We start from the raw sequence: 21271 nt of genomic DNA on the forward strand, positions 1-21271 counted from the left end.
GCCGCATGCCCGGCGGAACGGAGACCAGCGTGCTGTACAAATTCAAATCCAAGGCCGGCGCGGACGTGATCATGCTGCAGCCGCACGGCGACCAGGCCCTGCAGGTGCTGGGGCGCGAGCCGTCGGCCCAGGGCATCTTCCAGTCGGCGGACCTGCCGGGGCTCATCCAGCGCGGCGAGGCCGCCATCGAGGAAGAGCAGGCGGCCCATGAACGGGCCAAGGCCGAGGCGCAGGCCGAGGGCCGCAAGGCACCTCCCGCGCCCGAAGTGGCCCTGCGGCAGCGGCTGTGGCCCCTGCTGGAGCTGATGCGGGCGGCATCGGCCTCGCAGACCGATGTGGTCTGGGGCGTCTGAGTGGACGCGACGCTGGTCTTTGCCCTTCGTCATGGCGAAACCGCCTGGAACCGGGAAGGGCGCCTGCAAGGCCATCTGAACCTGCCGCTCAATGACATGGGGCAGGCCCAGGCCCGGCGCCTGGGGGCCGCCCTGGCGGACCAGGCGATCGATGCCGTGTATGCCAGCGACCTGGACCGCGCCCTGAGTACCGCGAAGGCGGTGGCAGCGGCGCACGGGCTGCCGGTCCACACCGACCCGCGCCTGCGCGAACGCAGTTTTGGCCGCTTTGAAGGGCGCCTGTGGGCCGACATCGAGGCGGACTATCCGGAGGCTGCGGTGCGCTGGAAGCAGCGGGACCCCACCTTCGAGCCGCCGGGCGGGGAGAGTCTCACCACCTTCTATGCCCGCTGCATCGAAGCCGCCTCCTCGATTGCCCTGGCGCATGCGGGGCAGACGGTTGCGCTGGTGGCCCATGGCGGCGTGCTGGACTGCCTCTATCGCGCCGCCACCCATGTGGACCTCCAGGCGCCGCGCAGCTGGCTGCTGGGCAACGCCAGCATCAACCGGCTGCTGCACACCCCGCAAGGGTTCAGCCTGGTGGGCTGGAACGACGACCACCACCTGCAGGGGCTGGCCCTGGACGATGCGGGCGTGCCCGGTTTCATGCCGCGCGCGGAGCCCAGCCGGGCCTGAGCGAAGACCGGCCTTCCGCACGGCAAGGCACGGCGCGGCGCGGCGTTGCGTGGCGGGTTCTTCCTTCTCTGCGCTGTCTTGCGCGCTGCTGCGTTCTCAGGCGCTCTGCCGCGCGAGTGGCGCCCCACCCCCGGCAAGGGCCCCGATTGCTCTGCGCCCCCGGGGTTTCCCTAACGCACCCTTTGGTGGGATTCATCCGCAGGTTTGTCGGCGAATGCGCAGTCAGCATTCAATCGTTGGCATTGACATGCAATGGGCGGAAACGCCGGAAGCCCGTGTTCATCGGCATTTCCGGGTGCAAGTCCCTGATTCGAATGGCTTTCGTCAGTTGTTGATTTCCCTAGCCTAGAACTGTTGCAATTTCGCGTCGCAAGGTATGAGGTGCGTGCAACGCACTTCTATACTGCGCACACTCTGCAGTACGCCCTTCGCGCCATTCGCGACAACTTTCTCCAACAGATGAAGGTGAATATGAAGAAGATTGCTCTTGCTGCTGCCGTTGCGGCGCTGTCCGCTCCGGCGTTTGCCCAAAGCTCCGTCACGCTGTGGGGACGTATCAACACCACGATGGAGTCGCAAAAGGTCGGCAACGGCGATCGCGTCTCCGTCCTGCAGAACAACGCTTCGCGGCTGGGCTTCAAGGGCACGGAAGACCTGGGCGGCGGCCTGAAGGCCAGCTTCGCGCTGGAACACGGCCTGAATGCCGACAACGGCGCGGCCACCGGCGGCACCCAGTTCTGGAACCGTGAAGCCAGCGTGCAACTGGCGGGCGACTTCGGCGCCGTGCGCCTGGGCCGCTGGACCAACGGCAGCTACTACGCCACCGCCGACTACGTGTCCATGCACAACCATGACACCGGCACCTCGTCGGACGCCCTGTATTCCGGCGTGGGCTTCTTCACCCCGAACGGCAATCCGCAGAGCAACAAGGTCGCCTACTTCACTCCCAACCTGCAAGGCTTCAATGCTGAAATCGCCCTGCACGCGGGTGAAGGCGTGGACAAGCGCGCTTATGACGTCGCGCTGAACTACGACCAAGGTCCTCTGCACCTGGGTGCTGGCTACACCAAGCAAGGCTCTGCCAACCAATACGCCGTGCGCGCCCTGTATGAACTGGGCCCGTTCACCTTCGGCGGCTATGTGCAGCGCGAAGACAGCGGAACTCCCCAGTCGATCGGCGCCAAGGAAACCCGCACCATCGGTCGTCTGTCCGGCATGTACACCGTGGGCCAGTCTGAGTTCCACCTGAACGTGGGCGGCACCAAGGCTGGTGGCTACTCCTTCAACGGTGGCCGCAACGGTGGCAAGCAGTACACCCTGGGCTACAACTACAACCTGAGCAAGCGCACCAAGGTGTACGGCTTCTACACGGCGATCGACGCGACCACCGCCAACAAGGCCGACGATTTCAACTCGTTCGCCGTGGGCATTCGCCACAACTTCTGATCACCGCTGTTGATGGGGAAACCGGGCCTGGTGCCCGGTGCCCCTTCAGCGGGAGTTCAAACAAGAAAGGCGCCTCGCAAGAGGCGCCTTTTTTCATGGGCAGTGCCGGAGCCGATGTGGCAACCGGAGCAGACGGGCCCGGTGTCTTCTACTCGTCGAACAGCTGTCCCGCCTGACGCGGTGGTGCCACCCCCAGGTGCCGGTACGCGGCCAGCGTGGCAATGCGTCCCCGCGGGGTGCGCTGCAGGAAACCTTGCTGAATCAGATAGGGCTCGATCACGTCTTCGATGGTGCCCGGTTCTTCCCCGATCGCGGCCGCCACGTTGTCCAGGCCCACCGGGCCGCCGTCAAACCGGTGCACCACCGCTTCGAGCAGCTTGCGGTCCATCAGATCGAAGCCCTGCGGGTCCACATCCAGCATGGCCAGGGCCTTCTCGGCGATCGGAAGAGTGATGGTGCCGTCGCCCTTCACATCCGCATAGTCGCGCACGCGGCGCAGCAGCCGATTGGCGATGCGGGGCGTGCCCCGCGAGCGCCGCGCCACTTCCAGAGCGCCGGCCGCTTCGATCGGCGCGCCGAGCAGGGCGGCCGACCGGGTGACGATGCGCTGTAGCTCCTGCGCCGTGTAGAACTCCAGCCGCGCCACGATGCCGAAGCGATCCCGCAGCGGATTGGTCAGCATGCCGGCACGGGTGGTGGCGCCCACCAGGGTGAAGGGCTGCAGGTCCAGCTTGATCGAGCGGGCGGCTGGTCCCTCGCCGATCATGATGTCGATCTGGTAGTCCTCCAGCGCGGGGTAGAGGATTTCCTCGACGACCGGGGAGAGCCGGTGGATCTCGTCAATGAACAGCACGTCATTGCGTTCGAGATTGGTGAGGATGGCCGCCAGGTCCTTGGGCTTTTCCAGCACCGGACCGCTGGTCTGGCGAAGGCTCACGCCCAGCTCGGCGGCAATGATGTGGCTCAGGGTGGTCTTGCCCAGCCCGGGCGGGCCGAACAGAAGCACATGGTCCAGTGCCTCGCCCCGCTTGCGGGCCGCGCCGATGAAGATCTCCAGTTGCTCGCGCGCCTTGGCCTGGCCCACATATTCGTCCAGCAGTTTGGGCCGCAGGGCGCGTTCGATCGCATCCTCGTTGGGCGAGGTGGGATGGGCGCTGATCAGCCGCGCCTGCTGGGGCGCCGGGGTGAAGTCGTCGGTCTGGATGCTCATGACGGAGAGGATTGTGGCGGCTGCGCAGCGTCAGGCCGTCAGGAGAGATGTTTCATGGCGAGCTTGATGCCGTCGCTCACCGACACGTCCGGCGGCAGGCTCTTGAGCGCCGCGCCCGCTTCCTTCTCGCTGTAGCCCAGGGCCACAAGGGCTTGCAGGATGTCGGCCTGTGCATCGTTGGCCACGGTGACCGGCAAGGCCAGGTCCGGGCCCAGCTTGCCCTTGAGTTCCAGCAGCAACCGCTCGGCCGTCTTCTTGCCGATGCCCGGCACCTTCACCAGGCGGCCGGCTTCCTGGCGGGACACCGCCTGCGCCAGCTCCGGCACCGACAGGCCCGACAGCAGCGACAGCGCCATCTTCGGGCCGACCCCGCTGATCTTGATCAAGAGGCGGAAGGTGTTGCGTTCCTCGGCGGTGAGGAAGCCGAACAGGACGTGGGCATCTTCCCGGATGGAGAGGTGGGTCAGCAGGCTGGCCCGCTCGCCAAGGCCGGGCAGGTTGAAGAAGGTGCTCATCGGCACGTCGACTTCATAGCCGACGCCCTGAACGTCGATGAGGATCTGCGGGGGCGATTTTTCCGCGATGACGCCAGTGAGTCTGCCGATCATGTCGGCATTATCCGCTGGCACCGGTGGCGACCCGGCGGATCAGTTGCGGCCGATCAGTTGCGGCCGAACAGACCCAGGCGCTGCGCTTCCAGCGCCGCTTCCGCGCGCGAGCTCACATTGAGCTTGCGGTAGATCTGCTTGACGTAGTCCGCGATGGTGTGGCGCGACAGGCCCAGCTGCACACCAATCTCCGGCAGGGTGAAGCCCTTGGCCACGCGCAGCAGCACTTCGGTTTCGCGGTCGGTCAGCGACACCTCGTGCAGCACGGCGGCGGCCTGCGGGCGGCGCTGCGACGTGAAATACGCGATGACCTTGCGGGCGATGCTGGGGGACAGCGGCGGCTCGCCCTGGCTGATGCGCTGCAGCTGTTCGACCAGCAGCTCGCGCGACTGTTCCTTGAGCAGGTAGCCGAAGGCACCGGCCTGCAGGGCGGGGAACAGATGTTCGTCGTCGTCATGGATGGTGACGATGACCGACTGCACTTCCGGCTGCTTCTCGCGCAGGGCGGTGATCACCTCCACGCCGGAGCCGTCCGGCAGGCCCAGGTCGAGCAGGGCCAGGGTGAAGCGCTGGCTGCCCACCTGCTGCAGGGCGTCCTGCACCCGCGAGCATTCGGTGACCACCGCATTGGCAAAGACCTGTTTGATCAGGACCTTCAGCCAGGCGCGGATTTCGGGAATGTCTTCGAGCAGGAGGATGTGGTTCATGGCGCGCGATTCTTGCTCAATTTCCAGGAGGAACGGCCCGGCTGCGGATGCAGTGGGCCCCGATGCAACACTACGGCTTTCTCGGCGGCATGCCTACCCCACTTTGTGGCCAGTCTCGGCCAGCGTGGGGAAAGCGTCACGCCGGGACGCGCCTGAAAAGTGCCGTGCAGTGTCCGTCCCATCACAGCGGAATGGTCAGCCGGATGACCGTGCCCCAGCCGGGTCCGGATTCCACGAGGCACTGGCCATGCATCTGCTTGGCGCGCGACTTCATGCTGGCCATGCCGTGTCCCTTGTCCAGGCGACCTTCCAGCTCCAGCGGAATGCCCTGGCCGTTGTCCTGGATCACCACCGAGAAGTAGCCGTCCTGGGCCGAGCAGCCCACCACGCAGTGGGTGGCGCCGCTGTGCTTGATGATGTTGCTCACCGCCTCGCGCAGGATGCGGGTGGTCTGCACATAGGCCCGTGCCGGGAAGGTGTGGTCGATGTCTTCGGCGGGGGATTTCCATTCGGCCAGGATGTTGGCCTGCGCCAGCCGCGACACCACCTCGGCCCGCCAGTCGCCCAGCGCGTCCAGCAGCTGGACCGGCTTGCCGGTCAGGCCCCGCACCGACAGACGCATCTCTTCCAGCGCCTCGCGTGCCAGGGTCGAGATCCGGTCGGACTCGCTGGTGTGCACGATGGTCAGCAGCTTGGCGCCCAGGTCGTCATGCAGGTCGGCGGCGATGCGCTTGCGCTCCCGCTCGGTGACCTGTTCCAGCTTGGCCTCGGCCACCTGGTCGAAGTGGCGCTCCAGCTCGGCGATGCGCTCCTGCATCCGCAACTCGCCTTGCAGGACCTGCAGCTCGGCCTGGGTCAGGGCCCGGGAGAACTCCCGCACGCGCTGCAGCGCCAGGCCAATGAGCGACAGCGCGGCCAGGATGCTGGTCGCGCCGGTTCCCGGCAGGAAGACAGCCGTCAGCACCGCGCAGGCGGCCAGGCCCAGCAGCACGCAGGTGACGATGAAGTCGCTGCGCGGATAACGCTCTTCCAGGGTCGGCAGGAACAGGTCCTGCCACAGATGCCAGACATGCCAGCCCATGGCGGCCACCAGTTCCGCCCCCAGCACCCAGGTGACGGCCTGGGCCAGCGCGGCATGGGGCAGCGGCAGCAGCAGGGTCAGGGGCAGCATAAGGGCCTGGAACAGCAGCAGGCGCCGCAGTCGGCGGTCCTGCCGACGCACGCGGCGCATCAGATATTGCACGGCCATCAGGACCAGCCACGGGCCCACGAGCACCGCTACCGCGGCGGGCCAGGGCGTGTGGGGCACGGCACCGGCCAGCACCACCCAGCCCGCCATCAGGCCGGCCAGCCAGCCGATGTGGCGCTGCGCGCGCCGTTGCCAGATCAGCAAGGTCAACACCACGGCCAGGGTCAGCACCATGGCATTGAGGCCGCCGATCAGCCAGTCCAGCGGATGGGCATGGGCCAGCGCCAGCGGTGGGGGGACGAGCAGCCCGGCCGGGTCCTGCGCGGGGGACGGGGACACACTGACCGCCACGGTCTGGGCAAGGACCGGCGGCACCCCCGCTGCGACCATCCCGATCAGGGTGAGGGATGCGGCGGTGGCGAGTGTGCCGGCCTTGCGCCAGGCGCGGCGGCAGGCCGGCAGGGGGGACAGATCACGGAGCGTGGATCGCAAGGGGGAGGGGTGAAACGAAGGACTCTCGTTTGCTGGGATGCGCTGCATGAGGACGATTGTGCAGGCCCGGACACACGCCAAAGGCTGCGCGGGAGACAATAGCGTGCTTAACCCCCCTGAATACGGAGCTTCGTCCGTCTTGAACCTGCGTCACGACTTCACCCCTGTCGACAACCATCGACTCTCGCATCTGTGCGGCACCCTGGACCAACACCTTCGCGCCATTGAAGGGGGCCTCCGGGTGCGCATCAGCCACCGTGCAGAACACTTCCAGATCGAAGGCGACAAACCTTCCGTACAACGCACGCTGCTGCTGCTGGAGTCGCTGTATGCACGCGCGGACCGCCCGATCGATCCGGACGACCTGAGGCTGGCCATCATCGAGGCGGCCGGGGATGTCCGAGCCCCGGGCGGCAACGGCGCCGGTGCTGCGGACGGCGCGGTCTCGCCGGACGGCGGCATCGTGCTGCGCACTCGCCGTGCCGACCTGGCGGGCCGCACGCCCAACCAGCATCAATATCTGGCGCAGATCCTGTCGCATGACATCAGCTTTGGCATTGGGCCGGCGGGCACGGGCAAGACCTTCCTGGCGGTGGCCTGCGCGGTGGATGCGCTGGAGCGGTCGTCGGTGCAGCGCATCATCCTGACGCGTCCGGCGGTGGAAGCGGGGGAGCGTCTGGGATTTCTGCCGGGCGATCTGGCGCAGAAGGTGGACCCGTACCTGCGGCCGCTGTATGACGCGCTGTATGACCTGATGGGCTTTGACCGCGTGACCAAGGCCTTTGAGAAGGGGCAGCTGGAAATTGCGCCGCTGGCGTTCATGCGGGGCCGCACGCTCAACCATGCCTTTGTCATTCTGGACGAGGCGCAGAACACCACGCCGGAGCAGATGAAGATGTTCCTCACCCGCATTGGCTTTGGCAGCAAATGCGTGGTGACCGGGGACACCAGCCAGATCGACCTGCCGCGCGGCATGGTGAGTGGGCTGGTGGATGCGCAGCGGGTGCTGGACGGCGTGGAAGGCATTGCCATGACGCGCTTCACCCGGGCGGACGTGGTGCGTCATCCGCTGGTGGCGCGCATCGTGCAGGCGTATGAGGAGCGCCAGTCGGCGCGGCAGTTGCAGGAAGCGCGGGAGGCGCGCGATGGGGCTGAAGCATCCGCCCGCAATGGTGCAGCCCCGAGCAGCAGCGCTGCTTCGCGCAGCGGTGCCAGCGTTTCGGAACAGGCGTCCAGCAAGCCCTCGACGGGCACTGCCGCAAGCTCCAAGGTCAGGCCCAACGCCAAGGCGAGCGACACAGGCGGCAAGCCAGACGCAAAGACAGGCGCAAAGACAGGCGCCAAGCCCCGTGGCAAGTCAACGACCAAGGCGACCGCCACGGCGCCTGCCACTGCTTCGGTGAAGGCGCCTTTGCGCAAGCAGGGCGAAGCGTCTTCTCGTACGACGGCCAAGACACTCGCCAAGGTGCCCGGCAAGGCTTTGACCAAAACGCCGACCAAATCGCCAACGAAAGCGCCGACCAAGTCGCCTTCAAAGCTCTCGACTGGAGCGTCATCCAGACCGTCTCCCAAAGCGTCTGCCAAGCCGACTTCCAAGTCATCCGCCAGGCGCCGGACTCCGGGAGGTCAATGATGAGTCAACCGGACCTGAGCCTGTCGTTGCAGTTTGCGGATCCGCGGCACAAGGCGGTGCTGCCGCGTCACAAGGTGATGCGATGGATGCGTGCGGCGCTGGAGTTGCCTGGCGAGATGACGGTGCGGATTGTGGATGCGGAGGAAGGACGCACGCTGAATCGCGAGTATCGGCAAAAGGACTACGCGACCAATGTGCTGACCTTCGACTACACGCACGAGCCCGTGGTGGCAGCGGACCTGGTGATTTGTGCGGAGGTGGTGGAGCGAGAAGCGCGGGAGATGGGCGTGGACCTGACGGCGCACTATGCCCACATGTTGGTGCACGGCACCTTGCACGCGCAGGGATACGACCACGAAGAGGACGACGAAGCCGAATGCATGGAGGCCCGCGAGACCGAGATCCTCCTCGCCCTCGGCTTCCCCGACCCTTACAAGAAGTAGTCCCCCCAAACGCCGGAGCGCAGCTCCGGCCCCCTCCAGCCACACCCGCGGAACTGGCTCTGCCAGGCCGCAGGGTGGCGCCCCTTGGGGGCAGGAGCGTAGCGACTGGGGGGCAATCGATTCAGCGCCCCTTGGGGGCAGGAGCGCAGCGACTGGGGGGCTCAGCTAGTACCCAGGTAGCGCTTGCGCCAGAAGAAGGCGCCGAGGCCCACGGCGAGGGCGCCCATGAGCGCCACGGCCACCCAGAACCCGGTGGCCTGGTGGATCAGCGGCAGGTTGTCGAAGTTCATCCCGAACACGCCAGTGATCAGGTTCAGCGGCAGGAAGATGGCGGTCAGCACCGTCAGCGTCCGCATGATGTTGTTGGTGCGCTCGCCGGTCAGCGAGAAATGCATCTGCACCGAGGTCTCCGCCGAGCTCTCCAGCCGCCGCACATGGGTCAGCACCCGCTCGACGTGCTCCAGCACATCCCGCGACCGCACCCGCAGCAGCTCCCGCTCCCGCTCTTCCTCCAGGCTGCCCATCGGCCACTCGCCCAGCGCATCGATCCATTCCTGCACCGCACTGCGCTGGTCCTCGCAGATGTCCTCCAGCCGGGACAGCGTGTCTCGCGCCACCAGCACCACATTCCAGTCCCGGAAATGGCTGCGGCGGTCCAGCAGGAGCTGCTGCAGCGTGGTCAGGTCGCGGGTGAGCAGACGGCGCAGGTCCAGGTAGCTGTCCACCATCTGGTTCACCATCCGCAGCATCAGTTCCGCGGGGCTGGTGGGCAAACGGGTGCTGCCGCGCAGGTCCCGGCCCTCCTGCTGCTGGCCCAGCTTGGACGCGAAGTAGTCACGCAGCGTGCATTCACCGGGATGCACGGTGATCAGCACCCGGTCAAACACCGCAAAGCCGACCGGACTGGTGTCGATGGACTTGAACGCCTGGTCGGCCAGCGCCACCGTGCGAGGCACGTCGTCAGGCGCTGGTGCCGCGCTGGCGTTCATGTTGCCGTTCGCGCTGCCAGCAGCGCCACCATTCCCCCCGCCCGGCAGGGCCCCCGGCTGCGCCGCCAGACGACGGAACACCATCAGGTCATACCAACTGGTGTAGTCGAAGTGTGACGGCAACTGCTGGTTCAGCAGGTCTGACGCATGCAGGTCCAGCAACTGGGCCCCGGTCCAGTGCTGCAGCCGCTGCTGCAGGGTCGGCAGCTGCAGCTCGAACTCCCGCCGGGGCAGACCCAGCCACAGGAAGCCCTGCGGCGGCAGGTCGAACGGCAGCTCGGAGAGCTCTTCGTAGATGTTCTCGCTGAGATGGAAGATGCGCATGCGCAGGCGGCGTTGTCAGGCTTCCCGGATCAGCCGGGCGGCGTCCATGGCGAAGTAGGTCAGGATGCCGTCGGCACCGGCCCGCTTGAAGGCGAGCAGCGATTCCAGCATCACCGCATCATGGTCCAGCCAGCCATTGGCCGCCGCCGCCTTCAGCATGGCGTATTCGCCGCTGACCTGATAGGCAAAGGTCGGCACCCGGAACTCTTCCTTCACGCGTCGCACGATGTCCAGGTAGGGCATGCCGGGTTTGACCATCACCATGTCGGCGCCTTCGGCAAGATCCAGACCGACCTCGCGCAGGGCCTCGTCGCTGTTGCCGGGGTCCATCTGGTAGGTCTTCTTGTCCGCCTTGCCGAGGTTGGTGCGGGAACCGACCGCATCCCGGAAGGGGCCGTAGAAGGCACTGGCGTACTTGGCGCTGTAGGCCATGATGCGGGTGTGGATGTGCAGGTCGCCTTCCAGCGCATTGCGGATGGCGCCGATGCGGCCGTCCATCATGTCGCTGGGGGCGACGATGTCCACCCCGGCCTGGGCCTGGACCAGCGCCTGCTGCGTCAGCAGGTCCACCGTGATGTCGTTCAGGATGTAGCCGTGTTCATCGACCACGCCGTCCTGCCCGTGGCTGGTGTAGGGGTCCAGCGCCACATCGGTCAGCACGCCCAGTTCGGGGAAATGCTGCTTGAGCGCGCGCACCACGCGGGGAATCAGGCCGTCCGGATTGGTGGCCTCGATGCCGTCCGGCGTCTTGTACTGCGGCTCGATCGCCGGGAACAGCGCCAGCACCGGAATGCCCAGCTTCACGCATTCCTCGGCCACCGGCAGCAGCCGGTCCAGGCTCAGGCGGGAGACCCCCGGCATCGAGCTGATCGGCTCCACCCGGTTCTCGCCCTCATGGACGAACACCGGATAGATGAAATCGCTGGCATGCAGACGATGCTCCCGCACCAGGGCGCGGGTGAAGGCATCCCGGCGCAAACGGCGGGGGCGACTGGCGGGGTAGGGGGCTGGCAATTGCATGTTTGATGTGAAATTTCCGAGAAATTCCACCGGTATGGGGGGCCTTACGTAGAAAGACGTAGCGACGCAAATTCGACAGATCTGTTAAAGTCGCTCCTGAATGATAGCCGCTCGGCTGTTGTTCCCTGCTTTTCCTCCCTGAGCAGGAGCCTTAGCGTGATGACAGCGATAAGGCTTTCCAACCCCGGCTGTGAAGCCGGGGTTTTTTTTCGCCGCGTTGATAATGCACGCATGCTCTGGATCAAAGCGCTGCACATCATCTTCGTGGCCGCCTGGTTTGCCGGCCTGTTCTATCTTCCCCGGATTTTCGTGAACCTGGCCATGGTTCCGGCGGACAGCCATCCGGAGCGCGAACGACTGTTGCTCATGGGCCTCAAGCTCTACCGCTTCTCCAGCGGCTTGATGGTGCTGGCGCTGGTCTTCGGCGCGACGCTGTGGCTGTACTACGGCATCGGCCGCGGACCCGGCAATGGCTGGATGCATGCCAAGCTGGCCCTGGTGGTCGGCGCCATCGGCTATCACCACGTCTGCCGCGCCATGCTGCGCCGCTTCGAGCGCATGGCCAACACACGCAGCCATCGCTTCTACCGGGTGTTCAACGAGGTGTCGGTGCTGCTGTTCTCGGCCATCGTGATCCTCGTGGTCGTCAAACCCTTCTGATCGGACCGGGGATGGTCACGCGGCGCAGCTCCGCCACCTGGCTGGCCCTGGGGTATGCGGTGCTGGTGTTCTACGCCAGCCTGTATCCGTTCTGGCCCTGGCGTCTGCCGCCCAGCCTGCCCTGGCCCGGGGTGGTGGGCCTGCCCTGGCCGCGGTACTGGAGCCGCTTCGATCTGTGGACCAATGTGGTGGGGTATGCGCCGCTGGGCTTCCTGTGTCTCTTTGCGGTGGTGCGCAGCGGCAAGGGGCTGTGGGGCGCCTGGCTGCTGGTGGGCGTCGGGCTGCCGCTGCTGTCCTTCGCCATGGAGACGCTGCAGTACTTCCTGCCCGGCCGCGTGCCGTCGCTGGCGGACTTCCTGCTGAACAGTGCCGGGGCATGGCTGGGCGGTGTCATTGCCTGGACGCTGCATCGCTTCGGCGGCCTGGAGCGCTGGACCGGCTGGCGCGAGCGCTGGTTCGTGCCGCACAGTGCCGGCGCACTGGCGCTGCTGGCGGTGTGGCCGGTGGGGCTGCTCTATCCCGCCCCGGTGCCGCTGGGCTTGGGACAGCTGTTTCCCCGTCTGCGGGAATTGGCCGAGCAGGTGCTGGCCGGCACGCCCTGGGAATTGATGCCGGATGAGTCGGTCAGCGACCTGCCGCTGCCGCCGGGGCTGGAAGCCATTGCCATTGCGATGGGGCTGCTGGCGCCGTGTCTGCTGGCGCTGTCGGTAGCGCGGGCAGGTTGGTTGCGGCGGGTGATGCTGGTGATGGGCGCCGGCTGCCTGGGGCTGGCTGCGACCGCGTCCTCCACGGTGCTGAACTTCGGACCGGACCACGCCTGGGCCTGGTTCACCACGACGACCTGGCCGGGTTTGCTGATCGGCGGCGTCCTGGCGCTGATGGCCGCGCTGATGTCCCGCCGCGCGAATGCCGCCTGGGGCCTGGTGGTGCTGACCGCATTGATTGCGCTGATGTCGGAAGCACCCGCCGACCCTTATCTGGCGGAGAGCCTGCAGGCCTGGGAGCAGGGGCGCTTCGTGAATCTGTATGGGCTGGCGCAATGGGTGGGCTGGTTGTGGCCCTTTGCCGCACTGGCCTGGCTGCTGTATGGGGTGACGCAGAGCGATTCAGCGCCTTCTCCCCTGCGGTCGCGCCTGGACCGCCCTTCAGAGGACGCTTCGACGCGTGACATATCGCACACCTCTCGTGCTGGTGAAAACCCCGACCCTACAATGGCACCATGAGCTATTACCAGCGTCACATCTTCTTCTGCCTGAATCAGCGCGACGGTGAAAACGCCTGCGCTCAACACGGCGCCCAGGAAGCGTTTGATCACTGCAAGAAGCGGGTCAAGGCCGAAGGTCTGGCCGGCAAGGGCGGTGTGCGGGTCAACAAGGCCGGCTGCCTGGACCGCTGCGCCGGCGGGCCGGTGGCGGTGGTGTACCCCGATGCGGTCTGGTACAGCTTTGTGGACAGCAGCGACATCGACGAGATCGTCGAGCGCCATCTGAAGCAGGGCGAGGTGGTGGACCGTCTGGTGCTGCCGGACAACGTCGGTCGCTGAACGGAGCCGCTGCATGAATGCACAGACCCAGCGCCGGCAGATCGCCGGGCCGGCCGGCGAGATCGAATGCGCCGTGGATGAACCCGCGCTGGCGGACGGCCAGGCGCTGCGCGGCGTGGTGGTGATCTGCCATCCGAATCCGACGCAGGGCGGGACGATGGACAACAAGGTGGTCCAGACGGTTGCCCGCGGGTTCCTGCACATGGGCTATCGGACGGTGCGCTTCAATTTCCGGGGCATCGGGCAGTCGCAAGGCGGCTGGGACGAAGGCCGCGGCGAGGTGGACGATGCGCTGGCCGTGGTGGCCGCCTTCCGGGAAGCCGGTCTGCCGCTGGCGCTGGCCGGCTTCTCTTTCGGCGGTTTTGTGGCGTCCCAGGCGGCGTTGCGTCTGGACGATCCTGCCGAGCGGCTGCTGCTGGTGGGGCCTGCCGCCAGCCGCTTTGGCGTGGCCACGGTGCCGCCGACCACCGTGGTGATCCACGGTGAACAAGACGATGTGGTGCCGCTGACCGCGGTGCTGGACTGGGCACGCCCGCAAGCGCTGCCGGTGATCGTGGTGCCCGGCGTCGGGCATTTCTTCCATGGGCAGTTGCCGCTGCTCAAGAATTTGGTGCTGCGCAGCTGGCATCCTGCGGGGACCGCACCCGCCTGATCCGGTGTGATCCTGCCTGACCCCGCCTGTTGCGCTCCCCCTGAGGACCTTCCCCGCATGAAACGATTCCTTGCCCCCCTGATGGCCCTGGCCACGGGGCTGTTGACCGCTGTGACCGCTGTGACCGTGCACGCACAGGTGCAGCCGCCGGAGATCGCGGCTCGCAACTATGTGCTGATGGACCTGACGACGCATCAGACGCTGGCCGAGCGGGACGCGGATGTGCCGCAAGATCCCGCGTCGCTGACCAAGCTGATGACGGCCTATGTGGTGTTCGACGCGCTGAAGGCCAAGCGGCTGACGCTGGACCAGACGCTGCCGATTTCGAAGCGGGCGTGGGACGAGCGCAAGGGCGATCCGTCGCTGATGTTCATCGACACGACGATGACGCCGAAGGTGGATGAGCTGCTGCGCGGCATGATCATCCAGTCCGGCAACGATGCGTCGGTGGCGCTGGCAGAAGGCGTGGGCGGGTCGGTGGAGCAGTTCGTGGCCATGATGAACCGGCAGGCACAGGCCTGGGGGTTGAAGAACACGAGCTTCAAGAACGTGACCGGGATCACCGAGCCGGGGCACAAGACCAGCGCGCGGGACATCGCGGTGGTGTTCGCGCATGTGATCCAGGACTTTCCGCAGTACTACGCGGACTACTATTCGAAGAAGGAATACACCTTCAACAAGATCCGCCAGTACAACCGGAATCTGCTGCTGACGCGCGATCCGACGGTGGATGGCGGCAAGACCGGGTTCACCGACGCCGCTGGTTACTGTCTGGCCGCCAGCGCGCAGCGGGACGTTCCGAATGGGAAACGCCGTCTGCTGAGCGTGGTGATGGGCACGGCCTCGAAGGAAGCGCGTGCGACGGAGAGCCAGAAACTGCTCAACTGGGGTTATGCGGCGTTTGATGCAGTCCGGTTGTTCGATGCGAATCAGGCGATCACGACCGCGCAGGTGTGGAAGGGCACCAGCGCGGAAGCAAAGCTGGGCGCTGCAGGTCCGGTGTTCGTGGCAGTGCCGCGCGGGGAAGGCAGCAAGCTGAAGACCGAAGTGCAGCGCACGGATCCTCTGGTGGCGCCGCTCGCCGCCGGGCAACGCGTCGGGACGCTCAAAGTCACCACGTCCTCCGGCGCTACCGTGACAGAAGTGCCGCTGGTGGTGCAGCAGGAAGTCCCGCTCGCAGGGATCTTCGGGCGCGCCTGGGATGCGATTCGGTTGTGGATCAAGTGAGGCGGGGCGGCTGATCCCGGCTGACTGTTATCGAAACGCCACCTGCGGGTGGCGTTTTTGCTTTTGGGCTTTTGGGGTCGGCCGCCAGGTTCTTTGACTGCGCCCGGACAGCAGAGGGCTGGGGGGTATTGACTCCATGTCATTCCTGTCCGGCTTCGCCGGCCATTCCCTTCTTAACTTCCGTCAATACCCCCCAGCCCTCTGCTGTCCTCGGGGACAGGTCCGCATCGATTCTTTGCATGCGGGGCCCCTTGGCGTTGGGAAACGCTTTAAACAGGCCAATCCAGCGCTGTCCTCGGTTCAGTAGGCGATGGTCCTCCTGCGATGGAGACCTCAGTGGTGCTTAACGGCTCATACTGTGCAGACCCTCATTCCCCATCAAGACCTTTCAGCCGTTGATCGGGCAGCATCGGGCCACGCGCCAGATGTTGATAATGGGAGCGTTGCACGGGAGAACCGCTGATGACCACGCCCTGGACCGAGCTGCCCTGCTACCTCAATGGCCACCTCGGCCAGCTGGGCGACGCCCGCGTGTCCGTCATGGACCGCGGCTTTCTGTTCGGGGACGGCGTGTATGAATTGATTCCCGTGTACGGGCGCCGGCTCTTCCGCGTGCAGGACCATCTCAATCGGCTGGGACGCAGCCTCAAAGCCCTGCGTATCGAGGACCCCTACGAGCGTGAGGCTTGGCTCGATCTGTTTCGCAGCCTGGTGGCGCATCTGCCCGATCACGAAGATCAGTGGATCTATTTGCAGGTGACGCGCGGTGTGGCGCCCCGTGACCACGTCATGCCCAAAGACCTGGAGCCCACCGTGCTGGTCTATGCGTCCCCCCAGCGAGCGCTGACGGCGGAGCAGCGTCATCAAGGGCTGTCCGTCGTGACGGCGCGCGATTTCCGCTGGCAGCGCGGCGACATCAAGAGCACGTCCTTGCTGGGCAATGTGCTGGCGCGGCAGATGTCCGCCGACCAGGGCGCGGACGAGACCCTGATGGTCCGCGACGGCTATCTGACCGAAGCCTCCGCCAGCAATGTGTGGATCGTGCGGGACGGCGCCCTGCTTGGCCCACCCCCCGGCGAGCTGTTGCTCGAAGGCGTGCGGGTCGGGCTGCTGGCCGAGCTGTGCGAGGAGCTGGGGCTGGCCTACAACCTGTGCCCGATCGCGGAGTCGGAGCTGCTCACCGCCGATGAGATCCTGCTCAGCTCCGCCACCAAGGAAGTGGTCGCGGTAACCCGGCTCGATCACGATCCCGTCGGCCACGGCGCCCTGCGCGGCCGGCCCGGACCGGTGTACGCGCAGCTGTATGAGGCCTACCAGAAGGCCAAGATCTTGCAGAGCGTCTGAACGACCCCAAGTAGGATGTCACCATGACCAGCGCATTCAATTCCCCGATTCCGCCCGAGCAGTCCCTGATCGAGTACCCGTCCCAGTTCCCCATCAAAGTGATGGGCGCACATGTGGAAGGCTTCCCCGAGGCGATCGTGTCCATTGCGCGCCAGTTCGACCCCGCCTTCGACGAGTCCAAGGTCGAGCACCGGCCCAGCAAAGGCGGCAACTATCTGGGCATCACCATCACCGTGACCGCCACCAGCCGTGAACAGCTCGACGAGCTCTATCGCACCCTCACCACGCATCCGATGGTGAAGGTGGTGTTCTGAGGCATGAGGCATGAGGCTTGAGGCCTGAAGCACTTGGCCGCGCCGAGGGGGCTTCGGGCCCCCGGATTCAGATCGCCGCCGCCTCCGCAGACAGCGCTTCCGCCAGCGCCTTGACCTTGGCCTTCGCCGCCAGGTCGCCATTGCTCGCCGCCGCGGCATACCAGTAGCTGGCCAGGCGCAGGTCCCGGTCCACGCCCAGTCCCGTCTCGTACATGGAGGCGATCAGGTACTGCGCCCCCTCGTCCCCGCCATTGGCCGCTTCCCGGTACCAGCGCGCCGCCTGGGCCATGTCCAGCGGTGCGCCGCGTCCCAGGTAGAACGCGGTGCCCACGGCCACCTGCGCATCGACGCTGCCGTGCTCCGCTGCCTTGAGGTACCAGGCATGGGCCTGGACCAGATCGCGTCGGCCCAGCACGCCTTCTTCGTAGAACTGGCCCAGCGACAGCTCGGCCCGCACCAGGCCGCGCTCGGACGCGCGCTTGAGCAATTGCTGCGCCAGCGCCAGATCCGGACGGGCCGCCTCCCGGCGCAAATGCATCATGGCCAGGTTGTAGTCGCCCAGCGCCTCTCCCCGCGCCGCCAGCTCACCAAACTGGCGCTCCGCTTGTCGCCACCGGCGCTGCTCATACGCGGCCAACGCGGTTTCGAGAGTGATGGCACGGTTCGCTGCGGCCGCCCCGTTCGCTGGGCCCGCCTTTGAGCCCGGATTCGGTGCGGAAGCGCTCGAGGCCGCCTCCACCGCGGAGGCAGGGCCCGGCGAATCTGAGGCTGCCCGCTGGTCCGAGGAGGCCGCTAAGGAGGCCGTTAAGGACGCGCGCCCGTCGATGGGCGATGGCGCCTGCACCTGAGGCGGCTCCGAGCGCGCCGAAGCCGCGACCGCGAGCAGCATGCCGAGCACGATCATCTGGGCCCGTCCAGCGCCTCGCGACCCGCCGCGTGAGAATCTTGCCGCCATGCTTCGTCCTCAAAGTCCCGACTGCGCCCATCCTATGCAGATCGCCGCTAGCATGCCCACATGTTGATCAAGACCCTGGGCCGCGTCGACTATGCGGCCACGCTGGAGGCGATGCGCGCCTTCACCGACACCCGCACCCCCGACACCCCCGATGAACTCTGGCTCTGTGAGTTCGACCCGGTCTACACCCAGGGGCTGGCCGGTCAGGCCGATCATGTGCTGGCACCGGGCGGCATCCCGGTCATCCAGACCAACCGCGGCGGTCAGGTGACCTATCACGGCCCCGGACAGGTGGTGGCCTATCCGCTGATCGACCTGCGGCGGCTGGGCATCTACGTCAAGGAATATGTGTTCCGGCTGGAGACCGCCGTGATCCAGACCCTGGAAGGCGTCGGCGTGACCGGCCACCGGGTCGCAGGCGCCCCCGGGATTTATGTGCGGCTGGATGATCCCGGGGCGCATGCCGCACTGTCCATGCCGCCCGATCCGGCCGACCCGTTCAAAGGGCTGGGCAAGGTGGCGGCGCTGGGCATCAAGGTGAGCCGACACTGTACGTATCACGGGGTGGCCCTGAATGTGGCGATGGACCTGAAGCCCTTCTACGGCATCAACCCCTGCGGGTATGCCGGGCTGGCAACGGTGGACCTCGCTACACTGGGGGTTTTCACGGACTGGGCCACGGTGGCCCGGCGGTTCGGCGAGCGTCTTGACGCGCAGCTGAGCCCCTGAGCTTCCGACGGAGCATCGCCTGCCATGGCAACCGAGAACATCACGCACGAAGCAAAAAGCGCGGCCGACTACGACGCGACCGCCAAACAGAAGGCCCAGGCCAAGACCGCACGCATCCCCATCAAGATCGTGCCGGCCGAGCAACTGAAGAAGCCGGACTGGATCCGGGTGAAGGCGGGTTCGCCGACCACCCGTTTCTATGAGATCAAGCAGATCCTGCGCGAGCACAAGCTGCACACGGTCTGCGAGGAAGCCTCCTGCCCCAACATCGGTGAATGCTTCGGCAAGGGCACGGCCACCTTCATGATCATGGGGGACAAGTGCACGCGCCGCTGCCCGTTCTGCGACGTGGGCCATGGCCGCCCCGATCCGCTGGACGTGGACGAGCCGATGAACCTGGCCAAGACCATCGCGGCGCTGAAGCTGAACTACGTGGTGATCACCAGCGTGGACCGCGACGACCTGCGTGACGGCGGCGCCGGCCACTTTGCCGAATGCATCCGGCAGGTGCGTGCGCTCAGCCCGCTGACCCAGATCGAAGTGCTGGTGCCGGACTTCCGCGGCCGCATGGACCGCGCTCTGGACATCCTGCGTGCGGCGCCGCCGGACGTGATGAACCACAACCTCGAAACCGCTCCGCGCCTGTACAAGGAAGCGCGTCCGGGCTCGGACTACCAGTTCAGCCTGAACCTGCTCAAGCGCTTCAAGGAAGAAGTGCCGAACGTGCCGACCAAGAGCGGCATCATGGTGGGCCTGGGCGAGACGGATGAAGAGATCCTGCAGGTGATGCGGGACATGCGCGCGCACAACATCGACATGCTGACCATCGGGCAGTACCTGGCCCCGTCGGGTCACCACCTGCCGGTGCGTCGTTACGTGCACCCTGACACCTTCAAGATGTTCGAGGAAGAGGCCTACAAGATGGGCTTCACCCATGCCGCCGTCGGCGCCATGGTGCGCAGCAGCTACCACGCCGACCAGCAAGCCCACGCCGCGCTGGAAAAGATGCCCCCCAGTCGCTAACGCTGCCCCCCAGTCGCTTCGCTCCTGCCCCCAAGGGGCGCCGCCCGGCGGCCTGGGGAAGTGGTGCCCCCCAGTCGCTAACGCTCCTGCCCCCAAGGGGCGCCGCCCTGCGGCCTGGCGGAGCCAGTTCCGCGGGCGTGGCTGGATAGGGCCCCCCAGTCGCTAACGCTCCTGCCCCCGAGGGGCGCCGCCCTGCGGCCTGGCAAAGCCAGTTCCGCGGGCGTGGCTGGCTGGGCGCTCAGTCGCTTTGCGACTGTCGCTAGGGGCTCACCAACGGCCGGCGACGTTTTTTAGGAGCAGGTTCACGGCGGCGAGTTGGCGGTTGCGGATGGAGAGTAGGGACGCTTCGGCGGTCAGTGCGCTGTTCTGCGCGGAGGTCACCTCCAGGGAGCTGACCGTGCCGGCTCGGTATTGCTCCGTCACCAGGTCCAGGTTGCGCTGGGCCGAGTCCACCGCCTCCTGCTGCAGCTGCGCTTCACGCGCCAGCCGGTCCGCCAGCACCAGGTTGTCCTCCACTTCCTGCATCGCCGTCAGCACCGTCTGCCGGTAGGTGGCTACCGCTGAATCCGCACTGGCCCGCGCCTGCGCGCTCGCCAGCTTGTGCTGGCCGTTGTCGAAGATCGACATCGCCAGCGAGGGGCCAATCGACCAGAACAGATTCGGTGCGCTCACCAGGTTCGACAAGGTGCTGCTCCGATACCCGCCACTGGCCGACAAGGACAGGGTCGGATAAAACGCTGCATCCGCCACCCCGATCTGCGCATACGCCACGGCCACGCGCCGCTGCGCTGCCGCAATGTCCGGCCGGCGCTCCAGCAACTGCGACGGCACCATGCGCGGCACCGCCGGCGGCGCCGGCAAGCTGGCGTTGGCATTGAGCGCCAGTGCCGACGGCGGCAGGCCCAGCAGCACCGCAATCGCATGCGCCAGCTGCGCCCGCGTCGCCTGCGTCTCCAGCAACTGCGCCTGGGCCGACCGCAATTGGGTCTGCGCCTGCAGCACATCGCTGCGCGCCGCCACCCCGCCCTGATAGCGCGCTTCCGTCAGCGCCTGGAAGCGCTCATAGGACTTGACGCTGCGCTCGTACAGCGCCTCCTGCGCCTCGGCCGTCCGCAGCGAAAAATAGCTCTGCGCCAGCGTCGTCTGCGCAGACAGCCGCGCTGCCGCCAGGTCCGCCTCACTGGCCTGCAAGCTCGCCTGCGCGCCTTCGCTGGCCAGCCGCAAGCGGCCCCACAGATCCGCCTCCCAACTGGTGCTCAGCGACAGCTGCGCACTGTTGGTCGGCCCGCGGCTGATGGAGCCGCCGCTGACATTGCCATCCGGGCTCGCACTGCGGGTGCCGCTCAGGCCCACCGACAGCGTCGGCAGCAGCGCCGAACTGCTCGCGTCCACCGCCGCCCGCGCACTGGCCACCTGCGCAATCGAGACCTTGAGGTTCTCGTTGCCGATCACCAGCCGGGCCTGCAAGTCATTGAGCACCGGGTCCTGGAACAGGGTCCACCACGACTCGGGCACCACCTCGGCCGTGCCCGGCTGGGCATGACGCCACAGATCGGTCTCCTTGTACTCGGCAGGCGCCGTTACCGGCGGCGGCGGATCCTTGCGGGTGATGGCGCAGCCGCCCAGCACCGCGCTCAGGCCCAGCACCAGCAGCGCCATGGCAGGCATCCGGGCCGAACCATTCGACCGGGGCAAGGGGAAAGAAGGGGACGATTCGGAACAACGGATCTTCATG

At 66.7% G+C, this 21271-nt stretch carries 21 protein-coding genes and 1 pseudogene; 14 read left to right on the plus strand and 8 right to left on the minus strand.

From position 1 onward, the window contains the following. Nucleotides 1–29: 29 nt before the first annotated feature. The 3 genes from DES44_RS23870 (at nucleotide 30) to DES44_RS23880 (ending at nucleotide 2474) form a co-directional block, all read left to right on the plus strand. Entirely contained in the window at nucleotides 30–353 is a 324-nt protein-coding gene (locus DES44_RS23870; protein ID WP_058937651.1) for a DUF1840 domain-containing protein, read from the plus strand. Then, nucleotides 354–1028, plus strand: coding sequence for a histidine phosphatase family protein (locus tag DES44_RS23875; protein WP_058936779.1), 675 nt, complete (start codon nucleotides 354–356; stop codon nucleotides 1026–1028). It abuts the gene before it with no gap. 471 nt (nucleotides 1029–1499) lie between these two features. Next, nucleotides 1500–2474, plus strand: coding sequence for a porin (locus tag DES44_RS23880; protein ID WP_058936778.1), 975 nt, complete (start codon nucleotides 1500–1502; stop codon nucleotides 2472–2474). 148 nt (nucleotides 2475–2622) lie between these two features. Here the strand turns inward: DES44_RS23880 and ruvB are convergent, their stop codons facing one another. The 4 genes from ruvB to DES44_RS23900 form a co-directional block, all read right to left on the minus strand. Beyond that, on the minus strand, nucleotides 2623–3684 hold the full coding sequence (ruvB, locus tag DES44_RS23885; protein ID WP_058936777.1) for a Holliday junction branch migration DNA helicase RuvB: 1062 nt from the start codon (nucleotides 3682–3684) through the stop codon (nucleotides 2623–2625). A gap of 38 nt (nucleotides 3685–3722) precedes the next feature. After that, nucleotides 3723–4292 (minus strand): Holliday junction branch migration protein RuvA, encoded by a 570-nt coding sequence (gene ruvA, locus DES44_RS23890; protein WP_058936776.1) that lies wholly within the window; start codon nucleotides 4290–4292, stop codon nucleotides 3723–3725. A gap of 53 nt (nucleotides 4293–4345) precedes the next feature. Continuing rightward, complete coding sequence (locus DES44_RS23895; protein ID WP_058936775.1) at nucleotides 4346–4999, minus strand: response regulator; 654 nt, start codon at nucleotides 4997–4999, stop codon at nucleotides 4346–4348. Between the two features lie 181 nt (nucleotides 5000–5180). Then, on the minus strand, nucleotides 5181–6680 hold the full coding sequence (locus DES44_RS23900; RefSeq protein ID WP_058936774.1) for a sensor histidine kinase: 1500 nt from the start codon (nucleotides 6678–6680) through the stop codon (nucleotides 5181–5183). A 139-nt stretch (nucleotides 6681–6819) separates the two neighbouring features. Between DES44_RS23900 and DES44_RS25805 the strand changes: the two are divergent. Beyond that, a pseudogene (locus tag DES44_RS25805) lies at nucleotides 6820–7809 on the plus strand (PhoH family protein); the annotation flags it as partial. A 503-nt stretch (nucleotides 7810–8312) separates the two neighbouring features. Next, on the plus strand, nucleotides 8313–8756 hold the full coding sequence (gene ybeY / locus DES44_RS23910; protein ID WP_058936773.1) for an rRNA maturation RNase YbeY: 444 nt from the start codon (nucleotides 8313–8315) through the stop codon (nucleotides 8754–8756). Between the two features lie 161 nt (nucleotides 8757–8917). Here the strand turns inward: ybeY and DES44_RS23915 are convergent, their stop codons facing one another. Both DES44_RS23915 and hemB read right to left on the minus strand, forming a co-directional pair. After that, nucleotides 8918–10069, minus strand: coding sequence for a CorA family divalent cation transporter (locus DES44_RS23915; RefSeq protein ID WP_058936772.1), 1152 nt, complete (start codon nucleotides 10067–10069; stop codon nucleotides 8918–8920). A 15-nt stretch (nucleotides 10070–10084) separates the two neighbouring features. After that, nucleotides 10085–11089 carry a porphobilinogen synthase gene (hemB, locus tag DES44_RS23920; RefSeq protein ID WP_058936771.1) on the minus strand — a complete coding sequence of 335 codons (1005 nt, stop codon included), beginning with the start codon at nucleotides 11087–11089 and terminating at the stop codon, nucleotides 10085–10087. Nucleotides 11090–11320: 231 nt separating this feature from the next. Here hemB and DES44_RS23925 point away from each other — a divergent pair, with 231 nt between their 5' ends. The 7 genes from DES44_RS23925 (at nucleotide 11321) to DES44_RS23955 (ending at nucleotide 16829) form a co-directional block, all read left to right on the plus strand. Continuing rightward, nucleotides 11321–11749, plus strand: a complete 429-nt coding sequence (locus tag DES44_RS23925) for a CopD family protein (protein ID WP_058936770.1) — start codon at nucleotides 11321–11323, stop codon at nucleotides 11747–11749. A gap of 11 nt (nucleotides 11750–11760) precedes the next feature. Beyond that, nucleotides 11761–12972 carry a VanZ family protein gene (locus tag DES44_RS23930; RefSeq protein WP_083525909.1) on the plus strand — a complete coding sequence of 404 codons (1212 nt, stop codon included), beginning with the start codon at nucleotides 11761–11763 and terminating at the stop codon, nucleotides 12970–12972. After that, nucleotides 12969–13292 (plus strand): (2Fe-2S) ferredoxin domain-containing protein, encoded by a 324-nt coding sequence (locus DES44_RS23935; protein WP_058936769.1) that lies wholly within the window; start codon nucleotides 12969–12971, stop codon nucleotides 13290–13292. Before DES44_RS23930 ends, DES44_RS23935 begins: the two co-directional genes overlap by 4 nt. Before the next feature lie 13 nt (nucleotides 13293–13305). Then, on the plus strand, nucleotides 13306–13944 hold the full coding sequence (locus tag DES44_RS23940; RefSeq protein ID WP_058936768.1) for an alpha/beta hydrolase: 639 nt from the start codon (nucleotides 13306–13308) through the stop codon (nucleotides 13942–13944). Between the two features lie 57 nt (nucleotides 13945–14001). Continuing rightward, complete coding sequence (locus DES44_RS23945; protein ID WP_058936767.1) at nucleotides 14002–15171, plus strand: D-alanyl-D-alanine carboxypeptidase family protein; 1170 nt, start codon at nucleotides 14002–14004, stop codon at nucleotides 15169–15171. Between the two features lie 462 nt (nucleotides 15172–15633). Next, a complete protein-coding gene (locus tag DES44_RS23950) occupies nucleotides 15634–16515 on the plus strand; it encodes an aminotransferase class IV (RefSeq protein WP_058936766.1) in 882 nt (293 codons plus the stop codon). A 23-nt stretch (nucleotides 16516–16538) separates the two neighbouring features. Then, complete coding sequence (locus DES44_RS23955) at nucleotides 16539–16829, plus strand: DUF493 family protein (RefSeq protein ID WP_058936765.1); 291 nt, start codon at nucleotides 16539–16541, stop codon at nucleotides 16827–16829. Between the two features lie 67 nt (nucleotides 16830–16896). Here the strand turns inward: DES44_RS23955 and DES44_RS25215 are convergent, their stop codons facing one another. Further along, nucleotides 16897–17466: a tetratricopeptide repeat protein gene (locus tag DES44_RS25215; protein WP_058936764.1), complete on the minus strand. Its 570-nt coding sequence runs from the start codon at nucleotides 17464–17466 to the stop codon at nucleotides 16897–16899. A gap of 378 nt (nucleotides 17467–17844) precedes the next feature. On the opposite strand from DES44_RS25215, the gene lipB reads away from it, so the two are divergent. Then, nucleotides 17845–18513 carry a lipoyl(octanoyl) transferase LipB gene (gene lipB, locus DES44_RS23965; protein ID WP_058936762.1) on the plus strand — a complete coding sequence of 223 codons (669 nt, stop codon included), beginning with the start codon at nucleotides 17845–17847 and terminating at the stop codon, nucleotides 18511–18513. 24 nt (nucleotides 18514–18537) lie between these two features. Next, entirely contained in the window at nucleotides 18538–19536 is a 999-nt protein-coding gene (lipA, locus tag DES44_RS23970; RefSeq protein WP_058936761.1) for a lipoyl synthase, read from the plus strand. A 267-nt stretch (nucleotides 19537–19803) separates the two neighbouring features. Here the strand turns inward: lipA and DES44_RS23975 are convergent, their stop codons facing one another. Continuing rightward, nucleotides 19804–21195: an efflux transporter outer membrane subunit gene (locus DES44_RS23975; protein WP_232309859.1), complete on the minus strand. Its 1392-nt coding sequence runs from the start codon at nucleotides 21193–21195 to the stop codon at nucleotides 19804–19806. Nucleotides 21196–21271 lie beyond the last annotated feature (76 nt).

The sequence above is a fragment of the Roseateles depolymerans genome (assembly GCF_003387155.1).
GTDB classification, from domain to species: Bacteria; Pseudomonadota; Gammaproteobacteria; order Burkholderiales; family Burkholderiaceae_C; genus Roseateles; species Roseateles depolymerans.